Source organism: Okeanomitos corallinicola TIOX110, from assembly GCF_038050375.1.
Classification (GTDB): Bacteria; Cyanobacteriota; Cyanobacteriia; order Cyanobacteriales; family Nostocaceae; genus Okeanomitos; species Okeanomitos corallinicola.
Genome location: NZ_CP150886.1, coordinates 2618407 through 2635060 on the forward strand (window position 1 = coordinate 2618407; position 16654 = coordinate 2635060).

A 16654-nucleotide genomic window follows, 5' to 3' on the forward strand; every position below is an offset into this window, starting at 1 on the left:
TTGGAGATAGTTGTTAGCTTTGAGTAATTACATAGCAACTAACGACTAAAATGTTTTTATTGGGATTTTTGCTGGGTTTGGCTGTTGGCTTTGGTTTTTGGTTATGGCAGCAAGTTCAACTAAACGATTACTTGGAGCAAATCATTAAACCTTTAAGCTCCCATACTAATAAAGTATCCTTGCCGTTGCTTCCTTTTTCAAGGACTTTGAGCGATCGCTTATTCCAGGAAATGTCAACAGCAAAGCAAAATCAGCAAGATTTATACTTGTCTTTAGAAGTATACAAGCAACTACTTGACTCTGCACCCCTAGGGTACTTACAAGTAGATGAAGAAAATCAGTTATTATGGTGTAATAACCAAGCCAAGGAAATTTTGCACTTACAAAGGTGGCAACCAGGGCAAGTACGCTTATTGTTAGAGTTAGTCAGGTCCTATGAACTTGATCAGTTAATTGAACAGACTCGTGACTGGCAAAAGTCCCAAGTCAGAGAATGGGTTTTTCACCCTTCCCGTGATCATGGACAAGTCATGTTAGAGTTAAAGTCATTAGCTGTAGCGGCTTCCAGTTTTCCCTTACCAGGAGGACAAGTCGGCGTTTTTCTGGAAAACCGTCAACCGTTGCTGGATATTAACCAACAGCGAGATCGATCTTTTTCTGATTTAGCTCACGAATTGAGAACTCCTCTCACTTCCATTCGTCTGGTAGCAGAAACCTTGCAAAACCGTTTATCTCCTCCTTTGGATGGTTGGGTTAACCGCCTAATGCAGGAAGTAGATAGGTTAATTAATTTGGTTCAAAGCTGGTTAGAACTAACCCAGATGGAAACCAACTCCACTATGTTATTACATCTAGAAACAGTGGAAGTGCGATCGCTAATCACATCTGTTTGGGAAACACTAGAACCATTAGCAAAATATCAAAATATCAAAATCTCCTATTCTGGTCTAGAAAATGCCTGTATTCGCGCAGATAAATCTCGGATGCACCAGGTATTTATGAATTTATTAGATAACTGTATTAAATATAGCTTGCCTGATACAAGTATTCACATTCAAATAAACCTAATTTCTGCTGGCGAATTTATTCCTAAAGATATTCAATCACAACTATTAGAAATTAATATCATAGACTCAGGTAATGGCTTTGCTGATTCAGATTTACCCCACATTTTTGAACGCTTTTACCGGGGAGATAAAGCCAGACAACATAAATCTGTGCATGAAAGCAAAATGACAACATCAATTAACGGTAGTGGCTTAGGTTTAGCCATTGTCAGACAAATAATTTCAGCCCACGGTGGTGCAATTAAAGCCATGAATCACCCCGAAATTGGAGGTGCTTGGATACAAATTCACATTCCCGAAGTAATGTCAAAGTTACCTAGCCAGGACTATAGTTAAAAGTATATAAATAAAATTTTGAGATTAATCGCGTGAAAGCTGTTTTTTATTATCCCAACTCTGATCCCGATCCCGGAAACCTAGAATCAGAACGCGCTATTAGAAGTTTAGAACGTGATGTACTGCGGATGGGAGCTTTAGTAGAACAATCTTTTCGGCTTAGTCACCAGGCATTGTTTGAACGTGATTTAACTGCCGCTGAAGAACTCCCTCGACTAGACAAGAAAATTGACCGCTTCTATAGACAGATAGAATCTGATTGCACATCTATTATGATATCTCAAGCCGCTACTACTCAGGACTTACGATGTTTGAGTGCTTTTATGCAATTAGTAAGAGATTTAGAAAGAATTGGCGACTATGCCAAAGATTTAGCTAAAATTGCCATTAAAATATTTCCTTATCCACCTCATCCTTGCCTAACAGAAATTGCGGTCATGTCTCTCCATGCCCAAGCAATGTTAGCAACCAGCTTAGTAGCTTTAGCAGATTTAGATGAAATTAATGGACGACGTATTAAATTTTTAGATGATGTTGTAGATCATGCTTATGATAAGTTATATCAAATCTTAGCATATCAGCGGGACGTTCCCGGCATCATCGAGCCAATTTTGCTGTTAACACTAGCTATTCGATGTTTAGAAAGAATGGCAGATCACGCTACTAATATTGGTCAGAGAGTAGCATACATTGTTACAGGTCAACGTTAAGTAGGTAGGCACGAATATTGATCGTTAGGGCAAGGCAGAAGGCAGTAGGGAAGAGGTTTTTAGGCATTTTTACATTTTGTAACATACCTTGTTTTTTTTGCACCAACTTACTTAATCATTAGGCATTGGTTAGTTATTGTTCTGTCTTACCTATTTCCTAAATAACATATATTTCACTAAAAGCTTACCTAACCTTAAACTTTCAGTATTATAATGCACAAAATTCCTTAAATTTCCATCATCATAAAAAATCATTAATATTTCTAATAGATAGACTTCAAATATTAATTTTGAATAATTTGAATAATTTGAATAACCATCAAAATTACCTTCCTATCTAAGCAAATATGACCTTTTCTACAATTCAGACGCTCAAACCTACTGACAACAAACAATTGGCTCAACAATTGTTCACCGCTAGGTCAGTAATTCCCGTAAGAAATGATGTATTATGGCGAATTGATCGGGGTATAGTTCGCACCTTAACTTGGAACGAAGAAGGAACATTTACCACACTAGGTTATTGGGGTGTAGGAGATGTAGTTGGCTACGCTTTGTCAAAAGTACAACCCTATCAAATCCAATGTTTGACAAGCGTTGAGGCAAGAATTATACCTCCCGATCTTTGGCATGAAGATATCAAGGCACTGTTATCTCACATCCAACAAGGGGAAGAACTTTTAAGCATTTTGCATCAAAAACCAACTTCATTAAAATTGTGGCATTTTTTACTGTGGTTAAGTGAGAAATTTGGGCGTGATATAGAACATGGTAAATTGGTAGATTTAAATATCACGCATCAAGATATCTCAGAAGTATTGAACACAACGAGAGTCACAGTGACAAGATTACTACAAAGATTTGAATCTGAAGGAAAAATATTACGCCATAAACGTAGTATTGTCCTAAATTTACCGACTAAGTTAACTAAAATTTAATACTGAAAATTAATATGGGACTTGTGCAATCAGGGATAAATAATGTATATTGATTACTAAGAATTTTATGTGTAAATTCCCCTTCCAGGGAAGGAAGTTTATCATAAACATGGATTTATTAAGTGTGTGTGAGAGAAAAAGCATGACAAAACAATTTTGGAATGTTCTGAAAGTTAGTCCTGTAATTGCAGCAACTTTACTGTCTGCTAACAGTGCTTTAGCTAACGAAGTTCAAGAATCAGTAACCAGCGTTGCTCAGTTATCCCAACAGACAGATAATATAGGCCAAGTAACATCTGTTTCTCAGTTTTCCGACGTACAACCCACAGACTGGGCGTTTCAAGCATTACAGTCCTTAGTTGAACGTTACGGTTGTATTGCAGGTTATCCCAACGGTACATACCGTGGTAATCGTGCCTTAACCCGTTATGAATTTGCTGCTGGTTTGAATGCTTGTTTAGACCGTGTTAACGAATTAATCGCTACAGCAACCGCTGACATGGTAAGTAAGCAAGATTTAGCTACCTTACAGCGTTTACAAGAAGAATTTTCTGCTGAATTAGCTACTCTTCGTGGTCGTGTAGATGCTTTAGAAGCTCGTACCGCTGAGTTAGAAGCTAATCAGTTTTCCACCACTACCAAGTTGAAAGGGGAAGCTATTTTCTCGCTTGATCAAGTATTTGGTGATCAGGTTGCTGGTGGTGGTGATTTAGAATCAAACACAACCTTTTCTGACCGTGTACGTTTAAGCTTAGAAAGTAGCTTCACAGGTTCAGACACTTTGCAGATGCGAATGAGTGCTGGTAACTTCATCCAAAACAACGACGTTACTGGTACAAGAATGACCCGGTTGGGCTTTGCTGAAGAAACTGGCAACAACATTGAATTTGATAAAATCAACTACGCCTTTAACTTTGGTGAAAAAATCCGTGTCAAGGTTGATGCTGCTGGTGCGGAAATGTACGAAAACATCAACTCCTTTAACCCTGATTTCAAGAGTAGTGGTACAGGTGCTATCTCTCGTTACGGACGTTTCAGCCCCATCTATCGTCAAGGTAATGGTGGCGCTGGTGTAACTGTACAATTGAATCCTAAAGGTGCATTTACATTAAGTGCAGCTTATTTAGCACCTGATAACCCCAATGATCCTGATCAGAAGAACGGGATTTTTGATGGTAGCAGTACCATTTTTGGTCAGTTAGAATTCAAACCCAGCAAAGCTTTCAATATTGGTTTCACCTATGCTCGTAGTTATGAGCGCGGTGGCTTTGTAGACCTTACCAACAGCACAGGTGGTCTCAATGCTCGTAGACCGTTTGGTAACGTTGCTACCACATCTGACAACTACGGTGTACAAGCTTCTTTCCAACCTAGCTCTAGAATAGCTGTTGGTGGTTGGGCTGGTTACACTAACGCTCAAAGTGAAGTCAGTGACTCAGATGCAGACTTGTTCTACTGGGCTGCTACTTTAGCGGTAAGAGACTTGGGTAGAGAAGGTAATACATTGGGTCTGATTTTTGGTCAACCACCTAAAGTTACAGGTGCTAATGGTACTGCAACAGAAGATTCTGACACTTCTTACCACTTAGAAGGTCTGTACAAAATGAGACTAACCGACAACATCATGATCACTCCTGGTTTGTTGGTAATCTTCAATCCAGAACATGATAACAGCAACGATACTATTTACGTTGGTACTCTGCGTACTACCTTCAAGTTCTAATTTGAATGATGAATTTGTTGAATAGGTATTTTATTTAACCTCTAACTTTTAACCCGCCTTTGGGCGGGTTTTTGTTTGGGAAAAATTATCGGTTAAACTAACCCACGGTTTTTACTGATTTAATTCCCTTGTTACATTTGTCAAAATCTTTATCTAAAGCTGGTTTGAGACGAAAGTTAAATACTTCTTCCCATACCTCTACACCATACTGAGTCACAAAATTAGTTTCTAGAGTTTTGAATTTCTCCCATTGGTGTTAGCGCAGCTTACTGGAGGTATCGCTAATTGCAGTCAGCATAGGAACAATAGTATTGATAGGAACTTGAACAGATGTTTCACTCATTTGGGTAATCCTCAAAAATACAGATTATTGGTAGAGGTTCATCTAAGGGTTTAGCAATGCTAAACCTGATAACTGAGAGAAACTATCCTGCTTAGTCCACGTCATCATATCTATCACAATCATTGGAAATTTCATAATGAATAGTATTATACGTTGGAAATCTAGCACTGCTGCATTGATGGCAATGGCCATTACTACAGCTACAGTTACACCTTTATTTACCTTTGCTCCTGCTCAAGCACAATTTAATCTTAATCAATCTCGTTCTGTAACAATTCCAGCCAATGTTACCTTACCTGTCACCTACGAAAAGGAAAAGGTAATTGTGCAACCAGGGGAAACTACGCCTCTGACATTAAGAATAGCTAACGACATCATAGACAACAACAGAAATGTTTTAATTCCTCGCGGAACTGAAATTATTGGTGAATTGCAACCAGTTAATGTAGATAATGGTTATTACAACAACGACAATAAACAAGGTGTACGTTTTGTAGCTAGAGAATTAGTCTTTACTTCTGGTAGAAGACAACAAATTTTTGCTAACTCTCGTACCATTTCTGAAACCGAAAGAATTTCTCAAGGTACTGATACTGGACGGATATTAACTGATGCGGCAATAGGTGCGGGTGCTGCTACAGTAATTTCACTGTTAACAGGTAACAAGAAAATTGAAACCTTAGAACCCATTGGTGGTGCTGCTGCCGGTGCTTTAGCAAGTGTGCTGTTAAGAAAAAAACAAGCTGATGTCTTCGTTTTGCGTCCAGAAGAAGATTTAGACATCACTTTACAGTCAAATTTGGTACTGTCTCGTTACTAGATTTAGGGTGGGTGATAGGTTTGAGAGTTTTTATTTTATTTTTCATATTCCCGATTTCTGCAAGAAGTTGGGAATATATTTTTTTGCTACTAAACACGGTGGGGAAATTGATTTTCGCAAGATTACAAAAAATCTAGATTTGTAAGGGTTTAGCATTGCTTTACCCTTACCTATTTAATCAAACGGGTATGTATATTAGTTTTTCTGCTTTTTCCCGACTACTAACTGCTGACTGATGAATGCTGACTATAAAACTATTTACAAAAGGTAGTAAAAACAGGAACTGTTTGATGTCAAAATTGTCTATGTAGATAACAGAAGAGTTAACTAGAAAAACAAATAATTTTTACAGGAGTAAAATCAATGTTTACTTTAAATCGTTTACAATCTAAGACAGCTTTATTGATGGCTTTAACTGTCTCTGCTGGTAGTATAGCACCTTTAATGACACCTGCGCCATCTTTGGCACAAACCAATTTTTCTGATGTTTCATCTAATTATTGGGCATCACAATTTATTCAACAATTATCTCAACGGGGTGTAATTGCTGGGTTTCCTGATGGTACATTTCGTCCTGAAGAACCGGTGACACGCGCCCAATTTGCGGCGATGATTAATAAGGCTTTTAGTAAGTCTGCACAACGTCAGCCTGTTAATTTTAATGATGTAGCTAGTAGTTATTGGGCTTATGGTGCAATTAGACAAGCCTATTCTATCGGTTTCTTGTCGGGATATCCTGGGAATGTTTTTAGACCTAATCAAAATATCCCCCGTGAGCAGGTTTTAGTTTCTTTGGCTAATGGCTTGGAATATGCTCCGATGAGCAATACTGAAACCACTTTGCAATATTACAATGACTCTTTTAATATTTCTGGCTATGCACGGACTCCTATCGCTGCGGCTACTGAGAGGGCAATTGTAGTTAATTATCCTAATGTTAAGTTTCTCAATCCTACTGTGACTGCTACTAGAGCGCAGGTAGCGGCGTTTATTTATCAAGCGTTGGTTAGCACTAATCAAGTGGCGGCTATTAATTCACCCTATATCGTTGCATTGCAAACTACTCCACCACCAATTACTACTGTAACTATTCCTCAAGGAACTGTAATTCCGGTGAAGTATGAACAAGCACAGAAAATTCTGGTGACAAAGGAGGAAACTGCACCTTTAACTTTGACAACTTCCCAAAATGTAATTACCCAAGATGGTACTGTGGTAATTCCTGCTGGTAGTCAGGTAATTGGTGAACTCAGACCGGCTCAAGGTGGTTCTCAGTTTATGGCACAAAAGTTAGTTTTGACTAATGGCCAAGAATATAATTTGAGTGCTTCTTCTGGTGTGATTACTAAGGTGGAAACTGTGAGAAAAGGAAGTAGCACAGGTTCAATTATTAAGAATACTGTGTTGGGTGCAAGTGCGGCTGCGGCTATATCTGCGGTGACAGGCGATCGCGCTATTGCCACTGAGGAAGTTCTTGGTGGTGCTGGTATTGGGGCTTTAATTGGTCTTTTCTTTGGTAAGAGTAGTGTAGATTTAATTGCGATTGAACCTAACACAGATTTAGAAATGACTATTAATCAAAATCTGTTAGTTTCTTTGCAATAGAATATCAAGGAAAGGAGTCAGGAGTTCAGGAGGCAGAAGGCAGAAGGCAGAAGTTAATATTCTCCCCCATCTCCCCCTCTCCCCCTCTCTATATCTCTAAGTTCCTGGACGAGAACGAATATGATCGGGTATGTGGTAGCGATAGCGAAGCGCTGCTGCAAGCAGTTCGCCTAATATTTCTAACAAAGGATCATTAACGTCAAATTTAACCATACTGACTGATGCCACCAAAATATTTACCCGATAGCGATAGCATCCCAAATCAATTCCTAGTAAACTACAAAGCATAATCCGAATTGTGGCTTTATGAGAAACTACTAAAACATTACCTTCAGAGTGTTTATCTATAATTTCAGTAATTACAGGCATAGAGCGGTTAGCAATTTCTACCGCCGTTTCTCCACCTAGTGGTGCATTCCAAGCTGGTTCTGACAACCATTTCATATAGTTTTCTGTGTAATTCTCTTGCACAAAGGATTTACTCTTGGTTTACCATTCACCGTAACTACCTTCTCTGAGTCCTTCCCGTACCTGCATCTCGACACCAACAACATCACAAAATGGCTTGGCAGTGGCAATGGTGCGTTTCATAGGACTAACATAAACCGCAGCAAAACTCTCTGTCATTTGCAGTCCTGCTGGTGTTAAATCTGCATCAGTTTTACCACAGAAATTACCGTTTTGACTAAAGGTGGTTTCACCATGTCGTAGTAAATATAAGTTGAGTGTCATAGATTGTATTGTGATAGTGATAAAGGCGTTTGTGCAAAAACAGAGTACCATCAATTTCACAATTAAGTAGGGTTTGCTGATAAAGTCTTGTCGTGGAGACAGGTGACAGTTTCAAGAGTTGGATGGGAACTATTTTTCCTTGAAGCAGGAATTAAATGCAAGGTTTTTCAGTTCTCACCTCATCAAAGCTTGCATTTTTTGAAAGTCAAAATCGCTAAAATCGTTTACCTGTAATGTTTTGAGATTTATTCAGCAAGCCCTAAGTATGTAACCAGAGGACAAAATACAACAGAATTCAGGAGGTGAGGGGGTGAATAAAGATTGTTACCGATTACCCATTACCAATTTTTAACCAAATCATGACTGTAGTTCCTGGTTGTTTTAGGGAAGTAAGATTGGAATTAAATGCAGGGCTGAAAACTTCAATTTCTCCCTGCATTTGTGCGATCAGTTGTTTGGCGATCGCAATTCCTAATCCTGTACCGGGAATTTCTGTTTGTGCTTGTACACCCCGGTAATGCCTTTCTCCTAAATGTTCTAAATCTTCTGGCGGTATACCAGGGCCTGTATCGCTAATGGCTATGCCTTGGAAGTTCGCTTTTTGATATCCAGTTTGAATAAAAATTTTACCACCAGTGGGAGTATATTTCAAAGCATTATCAATGATGTTATTTAAAACTTCTTGGATGGCTTTAATATTAGCTTTTACTAAGGGTAAATCTGCTGGAATATCGGCAATTAATTCTAAATTTCTTTCTTGGGCAATAGCTTGAGCAGATATTAATAATGGTGCTAATAAATCTTTTAAATGGCAATTTGTGACTTCTTCCCCAGTTCCTGGTAATAATAAAGGTGCTTTGGTTGCTGTTTGCAAAGATGCTTCTACTACATTGGATGCTGTTAGGGGTATGGGTTCTAAATCTGCATTAGTTAAGGCGATGACTTGATCAAATTGTTGTAGTAATTCATTGAGGCGATCGCTTTCTCTAACTATGCTGATGGCTACTTCCCGATTAGGATCTGTGGTCAGTAATCTTTTTAAAAGTAGTTTACCAAAGGTACGAATAGCTGTTAAAGGATTACGGAACTGATGTAAAAGATTATCTAATAAATCTCGTTGTTGTTCTTGGAGAATTTGCTGTTGATGTAACTGTTGCTCTAACCATACCTGACGTTGATCTAAAATAGAGGCGATGGCCAGGGTTTTAGCTATGCGCTGAATTTGACTCTCTTCACTTTCATTCCAAGGTCTATCTTCTCTTCCCGTTACCAATAAACCCATCATTACCCCTTCATAAATTAGAGGTAAAACTATTTGATTAGCACTGACAACATATTCATTTTCTGAATTGGGGGTAGCTGCTTGATCTGTATTTCTAGACTCTGAAGGTGAAGTGAAAGATTTTGAGGCAGCAGTCAATAATTTTCCCGGCTGTGCTGGTAATGACAAAAGGTGATTAGATTCTAGTTCTATTTGTTGAACTGCTTTAGCCTGCGTAAGTTTTTCTCCCTGCTGTAATGCTGCTGTTTCTGGGTAGACAACCACAGGAATTAGTTGTGCTTGGCCTGTGGACGTTTCTCCTAATTCTTGTGTTAAGTACACAATACTCAAAGACGCTCCCAGTCCTTGGGTTAGTAGGGATATTTGCTCTCGACACAGAGCAATGAAATCAGAACTGGCAGACATTAACATTGTTTAGCTCTTGCTCAAAATTATGACTTAGCAGGGACAAATAGAAAACTTGCTGTGTTTTTGGCGATCGCCTTTTTAGTTTAACTATATTCTCTCATTATTACTTGATTATGGATAATTAACTATAATTTTACTCTCAGAAAAACTAAGGCACAAACAAGCAAAAGTGTGGAAAAAAAGCAACATTTCTCACCACCTCTTCTTGCTTACCTTTTCATCACCACCGTTTTTCACAACCAAATACTTAGTTATTTTTAATCTACTTTTATCACCACTTAGCTATAAAAATTTTTCTCAACTTCCAAAGGAAAACTGTAGTTGTATCAAAACATTAAAAACCATTGATTTTTTAAAATATAACGTATATAATTACGACGGGTTTTGTAGCTATAACTACAATCTGATAGCTTGAAAGAGGAGGACAATAGGTTGGCAAGGAGACGTAAACGGAAAAGTCGTCGTCGTCAGGAAGGGCGACGCATCCTGGAACACGTGCCTCAATATAGCATCGAAAGCGGCGAAGATAAACCTGTGACAGCAGCGAGAAAATTCATTCAAGCTGAAGGTATCTTGCCACCTGCATTGCTACTTGTAAAACGGAACGAACACACCACAGACCGTTATTTCTGGGCGGAAAAAGGTCTGTTTGGCGCTCAATACGTAGAAGAAAATCACTTCTTATTCCCCAGCTTGAGAGTGTTGGAAACTCCTGTTGCTGGACAAGAATTAGTGGCTGTAGCTAGTCGTTAGCATCTAGACAATGGTTTCTCACGCATTGAATCCTACTCATTACTTCTGACTCTGACATTAATTAACTGGCAAAATTGATCAGTTTATCCAAAAATTCAATTTTTTTTTAGTTTTGAACTGAAATGCCAGTCATGCTTACCCAAATTAGAGTATCAATTCTTGGTCAGGAAAAAGCCACAAGAGCAAGATATCTATTCTGCTCATACAGCAGGGAGTAGCAACAAAATCAAGCACATGAATACAGTTATTGCTGTAACTATACTTATCGGAAATCATCAATATTATCTATCAAAGGATTTAGATTATGTTGACGACTCCAGAAAATAGTCAGCAAAACTGTCAAAATAAGGATTTGTTTTGCCTCCTCCCTACTGCTCTGTTTCCTCAAAAGTCAGTCAGAAGTAATTAGCTTAAAGCATCAGGATGTAATTCTATTCACCTTGGAATGGCCGCCAAGGTTTAATCCAACATCTTTAACTGTAATGCCCTTTGTAACTCAGCAAGTTCATCTCTATGGGCAACAACAGTAATTATACTTGAGGAGTGCTGCTCATTTTGGACAGATTCCATTTTGAGTGACACTTGCTCAAGTCTTCCAGATTTGCGCCAATAAAATATACCACTTAATGGTGACAGCAGTACCAAAGATAGAAAAAGTGGACTTTGACTATCAAATACCTGAGCTAAAACCAAAGACAAACAAGCAAAACCAACAGCAGCTAAAAAAGTCAAAAAGATAGCTAAAAACCAGCTAGGTCTGACAAGACCTTCAAAAGTAACTATATTTTTATCTTGATCTATAGATGTCACACGATAGGCACGGGAGCGAAAATAATCCTTGAGTTGAGTCATCAAGGTAGTCTCATCTTGTTCAGAAACCAACTGAGCTTTTTCGATGCGGTCTTTAGTAGAAGCGCGAATAAAGAAAAATAGTCCTACTGATAACAATAAAGTGAGTAGGAAAGTAGACGGCACAATAGCAGTATCCATAATTAATTATTACAGTTTGACTTGATCTAACTTATTCATTATCAATTATTCTGGAAGTTAAGGGAACAGGTGACTGGTGACTGGTGACTTGGTAATCAATTGTATTTTTCACCATTACCCATTAACAATTATCTATATCTTTAATTTTTAATCTAATGACACAAAACTCCGAAACCCCATCCTCTAATATTCGAGCGATCGCCCAAAAGTTTCGTCTAGCTGGTTGGATTAGTTTTTGGATTCAACTTGTACTAGGTGTAATTTCCGGGATAATTGTCTTATTATTTGCCATATTTAGTCAAAGATCAGGTAGTCCCAACAACAACCCAGGCACGGGATTCGGTGTATTTTTAGCCATTTGTGGCATAGTTGTTTTAGGTGTCGGTATTTACTTAGCCTATCGTTACACCAGAATTGGCAAACAATTAGATTCCTCTAACCCTAGCAATCGTCCCCGGAAGCTGGAAACAGTGCAAATATTAAGAATGGGACTATGGATAAATTTAGCAGGAATACTGGTGACACTTTTGGGAGCGCAAGCGATAGTAGGTACACTGGTAGCCAGGTCAATATCTCCACAAGCCGTAACTACTCAATTGTTTGACCCTACTCGGATTATCAGCGGATTAGATATGCTAGTAGTTCAGGCTAATACCAATACAATCTCAGCGCATTTTGCAGGGCTTGTAGTTTCACTGTTTTTGCTCAATCGCATTACAAAATAGGTGATTAATAGAATTGCTATTGTTAATTATTGAAAACAGGTAATTCTAAAATAAATCCAGGTAAAACATCTTCTCCAAATAAATTTGTTGGTAATAATATTATTTCTACAGATTGATTTTGACGATAAATTTCTACTTGTTGATTTTGTGGATCAATTAACCAACCTAACCTTAAACCACTATTCAGATATTCCTGCATTTTTTCCTGTAATTGAGTTAAAGAATCAGTACGAGAGCGTAATTCTATAACAAAATCAGGACAAATTTTAGGGAATTTTTCTTGTTCTTCAATGCTTAAAGATTCCCAACGTTCATTAGCTATCCAAGCAACATCAGGAGAACGTTTACCACCATTAGGTAAAGTGAAAATAGTGGAAGAACTAAAGACTTTTCCTAGCTTAGTTTTACGATTCCAAATTGCAACATCAGCATTAAATTCGGATTCTCTATTACCACTAATTGCACCCACTGGAGGCATAATAATTAATTCTCCTGTAGCTGTTTCTTCCAGTTTCCAATCTTCGTTAGTTTGACAGAGGTGAAAAAATTGTTCATCACTTAAACCAACATTTTTGATATTTAAAATTACTGGTTCAGATGTCATCATTGCTGAAAACCTCCTGGTTTTAAATATAGTTTATCATATTTTGTAGGTTGGGTTAAGCGATAGCGCAACCCAACAAAATCTTATCAATATCTTATAATTGTTGGGTTTCGTTCCTCAACCCAACCTACATTTTATATTGAGGGTAGAACGCAGATGAAAAAGGGATTTCGATTAATTTGATGATTTTGTATGGTTATTGTATAAAACTGGTGTTAATAATAGATATGATTGATGATGCAAGAAATGGTTTAGCATTGCTAAAATCTAAAGCTTAATCACCTCCATCAAGTACAATTGACAAAATTAACGACAACCAAAAATGCTGGATATTAAACAAATTAGAGAAAATCCCCAACTCGTACAAGAAAAGTTGAACAGTCGCAGTGGTAAATATGACATTCAACCTATATTAGATTTGAGTCAAAAACAGCGGGAATTAGAATTAAAACGTAGTCAATTACAAGCTCGTAGTAATGAAATTGGTAAACTGGTAGGACAAAAAATCAAATCTGGTGTTAGTCCGCAAAGTGAAGAAATTCTCGCTTTAAAAGAAGAAGGAAACACCCTCAAAACCACATTAAGCGAATTAGAACCCCAGGAAAAAGAATTAAAAGCGCAAATTCAAGATTTACTTTTAGCACTTCCTAACCTTCCTAGTGATACTACACCTATAGGTGCAAGTGAAGATGATAATCCCGAAGTGAGAAAATGGGGAGATGAATATAAACCCGAAAATTCCAATATTTTACCTCATTGGGAAATTGGGGAAAAGATGGGTATTTTGAATTTTGAAAGAGCGGTAAAAATTGCCCAAAGTCGGTTTGTGAGTTTGATAGGTGCGGGTGCTGCTTTAGAAAGAGCGTTAATTCAATTTATGCTTTCTAAACATATTGAAAATGGGTATATTGAAGTTAGTCCACCAATATTAGTAAATACTGATTCTTTAACGGGAACTGGACAATTACCCAAGTTTGCAGAGGAAAGTTTTAAATGTGCAGATGATGAATTGTGGTTAATTCCCACTGCGGAAGTTCCGGTGACAAATTTTTATCGGGGGGAAATTATCAACGCGGAAGAATTACCCATTTATCACTGTGCTTATACTCCTTGTTTTCGGCGAGAAGCGGGAAGTTATGGACGAGATATGCGGGGTTTAATTCGGTTGCATCAATTCAATAAAGTTGAGTTGGTGAAGTTAGTAAAACCGGAAGATTCTTTTGAGGAATTAGAGAAGTTAGTAGGAAGTGCAGAGTCAATTTTACAGGGTTTAAAATTGCCTTATCGGGTGATTAATTTATGTACTGCTGATTTAGGTTTTGGGGCAACAAAGACCTATGATTTAGAGGTTTGGTTGCCATCTTCTGGGAAGTATCGAGAGATTTCTAGTTGTTCTAATTGTGTTGATTTTCAAGCAAGAAGAGCGGATATTAGATTTAAGGAAGCTGGTAAGAAAGGGACGCAGTTTGTACATACTTTAAATGGTTCTGGTTTAGCTGTGGGAAGGACGATGGCAGCTATTTTGGAGAATTATCAGCAAGCTGATGGGACGATTAAAGTACCGGAGGTTTTGCAGGTTTATTTGGGTAGGGAGGTTTTGTAGTTTAGTAGAGATTTTTGGATTTGGGGTTAAAGTCTTAACTAAGCTATTTCCCCATTTACTTACAAAAACAAAGCATATGATACATGAAAAAAATCTCCCAATGCTTTGGCTTGATTTTTGCTAATACTTCTCTTACCATTTATTACTTCTGAAGTAATACCTTTTGAGCCAAAAATTTCAACGATATCCTTTTGTTTGAGTTGTCTTACTGACATTAACTCATGTAATATATCTAGGGGAGTTACAGCTTTCATTTGATAGACTTTATTTTCATATTGCTCAATTAGTGTTACTAGCAACTGTAAAACTTCAGCTTGTTCGTCTGTCAAATTTTCCCCTAAATCCATAAGCTTATCTACTTCATTTAGTAGACGCTTATGCTCTATTTCTGTGTCAATTATACGTGGCACAGTTTCAGAAAGTAGCTTAATGTATTCTTCCTTGTTTAGTGTAGTTGTCATATACAACCCCCTTTGGGGTAGAATGTTTTCACTGGGGACATAGTATAGTAAAGCTATGTCCTAGATATTTATTAGCTTCTCAGTAGTGTAATTAGACTATTGAGAAGCGAAGTCTCCTAATTAGTCATCATTTTTTCCACTTATCTTCATTATATTCACTATGAGTTAATACATCTTCAATCTTAATAGTCTTGACTTTATAGGTAATTTTAGTAATTAACCGAAACTTATTTCCTCCTATATTAAAGACTGTGTAGCCTTGTACAAAATCTGCGTGGGGATAGACTTCTCTTACATCTATAATGTGTTTCCATTCTTCTTTTTGGGCAGTCTGGAGCCAAACATTAAGACTAATTTCAGAATCTGGATGAATTTTACTAAATGCAGTTAGGTTTTCAATACCAATAATTTTCATAATTTATTTTTTTCTTAAATGTTATTTCTTGAAACATATTTACCTGTCCTTTACTTTTGTCTTCGTGTAGCCCTATGTTCTCATAAAGAGAACCAAATGTCAAGCCTCTGTACAGGAATTTTTAGAAATTTATTTCAAATTAGGCAAAGTGTTGAATTTAGCAGTGCGTAAGCGTTGCGTTGCTGCAAACATATCGCTCATATCGTAAGGTGCATTAATGAAATATAATGCACCGTTTTTTATTAAAATTTAACTGTCTGAATCAGGATAACCAGGATTAAAGGATTAACAGGATAATATTTGATATTGATATTCTGGAAAATTGAAATTATCGTAATTTCTAAGGATGTAGATGAATTTTAAAAAAACATCCTGTACATCTTCAAATCCTGGACATCCTGATTCTGACAAAATGCTATTTCTGAAAATGTAGATGAATATTAAAAACCATCCTGTACATCCTCAAATCCTGGACATCCTGATGCAGACAAACATTGAGTAATTGTCATCCCGTAACCGAGTATAATAAAAATAGAACCAACAAGGAGGTAATAATGTACGACAGTGATAAACGCAGACTCTTATCAGCATTATCTCATGGAGCAATATTTTTCAGCACCACCTTTGTATCAGTAGGTTTACCAATCGCTTTATTAGTAATATCCGATGATCCTGTAGTCAAAGATAATGCTAAAGAATCCATCAACTTTCATTTTAACGTTTGGTTTTATGGTGCAATTTTAGGAGCATTATTCTTTCTCTTGGGTTGGTTAGTATTACCATTAGTGATATTATTACCATTAGCAGGATTAGGATATTTAATCCATTGGGGATTAACCATTTTTGCCATTGTCAAAGTTTTTGATAATCCTGATACACCCTTTCGCTATCCATTCATTTTTCGAGTTTTTTAGTAATCATTTTTACCGGATAGTAAAATCATCAAATATTTCAGAAGACAAAATTAAGAACTGAAGCAGTTATTCTGACTTCTGAATCATCCCCCAGATTTAATTTAATATTATTTTCTCGCATTCATTCCAGTAAAGCGTCCAATAGGTTGTAAAATACAAAATTGCCCCACAGCTTCATCAACAGCAGGGCAAAGACAGTTAAGCACTGTTTCTAGTTTGTCCCAA

15 protein-coding genes and 1 pseudogene are annotated in these 16654 nt (G+C 37.3%); 10 read left to right on the forward strand and 6 right to left on the reverse strand.

Annotated features, from left to right (window positions below; genetic code table 11):
• Positions 1-50 precede the first annotated feature (50 nt).
• The 6 genes from WJM97_RS11325 (at position 51) to WJM97_RS11350 (ending at position 7542) form a co-directional block, all read left to right on the forward strand.
• Positions 51-1403 carry a PAS domain-containing sensor histidine kinase gene (locus WJM97_RS11325; protein ID WP_353928913.1) on the forward strand — a complete coding sequence of 451 codons (1353 nt, stop codon included), beginning with the start codon at positions 51-53 and terminating at the stop codon, positions 1401-1403.
• A gap of 32 nt (positions 1404-1435) precedes the next feature.
• Positions 1436-2113: a phosphate signaling complex protein PhoU gene (gene phoU, locus WJM97_RS11330; RefSeq protein WP_353928914.1), complete on the forward strand. Its 678-nt coding sequence runs from the start codon at positions 1436-1438 to the stop codon at positions 2111-2113.
• A gap of 347 nt (positions 2114-2460) precedes the next feature.
• Complete coding sequence (locus WJM97_RS11335; RefSeq protein WP_353928915.1) at positions 2461-3051, forward strand: Crp/Fnr family transcriptional regulator; 591 nt, start codon at positions 2461-2463, stop codon at positions 3049-3051.
• A gap of 142 nt (positions 3052-3193) precedes the next feature.
• Positions 3194-4774, forward strand: coding sequence for an iron uptake porin (locus tag WJM97_RS11340; protein ID WP_353928916.1), 1581 nt, complete (start codon positions 3194-3196; stop codon positions 4772-4774).
• A gap of 479 nt (positions 4775-5253) precedes the next feature.
• On the forward strand, positions 5254-5937 hold the full coding sequence (locus tag WJM97_RS11345) for a conjugal transfer protein TrbI (protein ID WP_353928917.1): 684 nt from the start codon (positions 5254-5256) through the stop codon (positions 5935-5937).
• Between the two features lie 363 nt (positions 5938-6300).
• A complete protein-coding gene (locus WJM97_RS11350) occupies positions 6301-7542 on the forward strand; it encodes an S-layer homology domain-containing protein (RefSeq protein WP_353928918.1) in 1242 nt (413 codons plus the stop codon).
• Between the two features lie 96 nt (positions 7543-7638).
• On the opposite strand, the pseudogene WJM97_RS11355 reads toward WJM97_RS11350, so the two are convergent.
• A pseudogene (locus tag WJM97_RS11355) lies at positions 7639-8274 on the reverse strand (histidine phosphatase family protein).
• A gap of 331 nt (positions 8275-8605) precedes the next feature.
• A complete protein-coding gene (locus WJM97_RS11360; RefSeq protein WP_353928919.1) occupies positions 8606-9967 on the reverse strand; it encodes an ATP-binding protein in 1362 nt (453 codons plus the stop codon).
• A gap of 429 nt (positions 9968-10396) precedes the next feature.
• Between WJM97_RS11360 and WJM97_RS11365 the strand changes: the two genes are divergently transcribed.
• Entirely contained in the window at positions 10397-10717 is a 321-nt protein-coding gene (locus WJM97_RS11365) for a DUF3155 domain-containing protein (RefSeq protein ID WP_353928920.1), read from the forward strand.
• Between the two features lie 459 nt (positions 10718-11176).
• Here the strand turns inward: WJM97_RS11365 and WJM97_RS11370 are convergent, their stop codons facing one another.
• On the reverse strand, positions 11177-11707 hold the full coding sequence (locus WJM97_RS11370; protein ID WP_353928921.1) for a cofactor assembly of complex C subunit B: 531 nt from the start codon (positions 11705-11707) through the stop codon (positions 11177-11179).
• Positions 11708-11862: 155 nt separating this feature from the next.
• Here WJM97_RS11370 and WJM97_RS11375 point away from each other — a divergent pair, with 155 nt between their 5' ends.
• Positions 11863-12432, forward strand: coding sequence for a DUF3611 family protein (locus WJM97_RS11375; protein ID WP_353928922.1), 570 nt, complete (start codon positions 11863-11865; stop codon positions 12430-12432).
• A 22-nt stretch (positions 12433-12454) separates the two neighbouring features.
• Here the strand turns inward: WJM97_RS11375 and WJM97_RS11380 are convergent, their stop codons facing one another.
• Positions 12455-13036: a Uma2 family endonuclease gene (locus tag WJM97_RS11380; protein ID WP_353933153.1), complete on the reverse strand. Its 582-nt coding sequence runs from the start codon at positions 13034-13036 to the stop codon at positions 12455-12457.
• Positions 13037-13358: 322 nt separating this feature from the next.
• Between WJM97_RS11380 and serS the strand changes: the two genes are divergently transcribed.
• Positions 13359-14639 (forward strand): serine--tRNA ligase, encoded by a 1281-nt coding sequence (gene serS / locus WJM97_RS11385; RefSeq protein ID WP_353928923.1) that lies wholly within the window; start codon positions 13359-13361, stop codon positions 14637-14639.
• A gap of 59 nt (positions 14640-14698) precedes the next feature.
• Here the strand turns inward: serS and WJM97_RS11390 are convergent, their stop codons facing one another.
• Both WJM97_RS11390 and WJM97_RS11395 read right to left on the reverse strand, forming a co-directional pair.
• The gene (locus WJM97_RS11390; RefSeq protein ID WP_353928924.1) at positions 14699-15100 is read right to left on the reverse strand and encodes a transcriptional regulator; all 402 of its coding nucleotides are present in this window, start codon (positions 15098-15100) and stop codon (positions 14699-14701) included.
• A gap of 127 nt (positions 15101-15227) precedes the next feature.
• The gene (locus tag WJM97_RS11395) at positions 15228-15515 is read right to left on the reverse strand and encodes a type II toxin-antitoxin system HigB family toxin (protein WP_353928925.1); all 288 of its coding nucleotides are present in this window, start codon (positions 15513-15515) and stop codon (positions 15228-15230) included.
• 554 nt (positions 15516-16069) lie between these two features.
• Here WJM97_RS11395 and WJM97_RS11400 point away from each other — a divergent pair.
• Positions 16070-16429, forward strand: coding sequence for a DUF4870 domain-containing protein (locus WJM97_RS11400; RefSeq protein ID WP_353928926.1), 360 nt, complete (start codon positions 16070-16072; stop codon positions 16427-16429).
• Positions 16430-16654: the final 225 nt, after the last annotated feature.

Coding starts and splice junctions, on each gene's coding strand:
- WJM97_RS11325 (WP_353928913.1), top strand. CDS start 51: ATGTTTTTATTGGGATTTTTGCTGGGTTTGGCTGTTGGCTTTGGTTTT.
- WJM97_RS11335 (WP_353928915.1), top strand. CDS start 2,461: ATGACCTTTTCTACAATTCAGACGCTCAAACCTACTGACAACAAACAA.
- WJM97_RS11340 (WP_353928916.1), top strand. CDS start 3,194: ATGACAAAACAATTTTGGAATGTTCTGAAAGTTAGTCCTGTAATTGCA.
- WJM97_RS11345 (WP_353928917.1), top strand. CDS start 5,254: ATGAATAGTATTATACGTTGGAAATCTAGCACTGCTGCATTGATGGCA.
- WJM97_RS11350 (WP_353928918.1), top strand. CDS start 6,301: ATGTTTACTTTAAATCGTTTACAATCTAAGACAGCTTTATTGATGGCT.
- WJM97_RS11360 (WP_353928919.1), bottom strand. CDS start 9,967: ATGTTAATGTCTGCCAGTTCTGATTTCATTGCTCTGTGTCGAGAGCAA.
- WJM97_RS11370 (WP_353928921.1), bottom strand. CDS start 11,707: ATGGATACTGCTATTGTGCCGTCTACTTTCCTACTCACTTTATTGTTA.
- WJM97_RS11375 (WP_353928922.1), top strand. CDS start 11,863: ATGACACAAAACTCCGAAACCCCATCCTCTAATATTCGAGCGATCGCC.
- WJM97_RS11380 (WP_353933153.1), bottom strand. CDS start 13,036: ATGACATCTGAACCAGTAATTTTAAATATCAAAAATGTTGGTTTAAGT.
- serS (WP_353928923.1), top strand. CDS start 13,359: ATGCTGGATATTAAACAAATTAGAGAAAATCCCCAACTCGTACAAGAA.
- WJM97_RS11390 (WP_353928924.1), bottom strand. CDS start 15,100: ATGACAACTACACTAAACAAGGAAGAATACATTAAGCTACTTTCTGAA.
- WJM97_RS11395 (WP_353928925.1), bottom strand. CDS start 15,515: ATGAAAATTATTGGTATTGAAAACCTAACTGCATTTAGTAAAATTCAT.
- WJM97_RS11400 (WP_353928926.1), top strand. CDS start 16,070: ATGTACGACAGTGATAAACGCAGACTCTTATCAGCATTATCTCATGGA.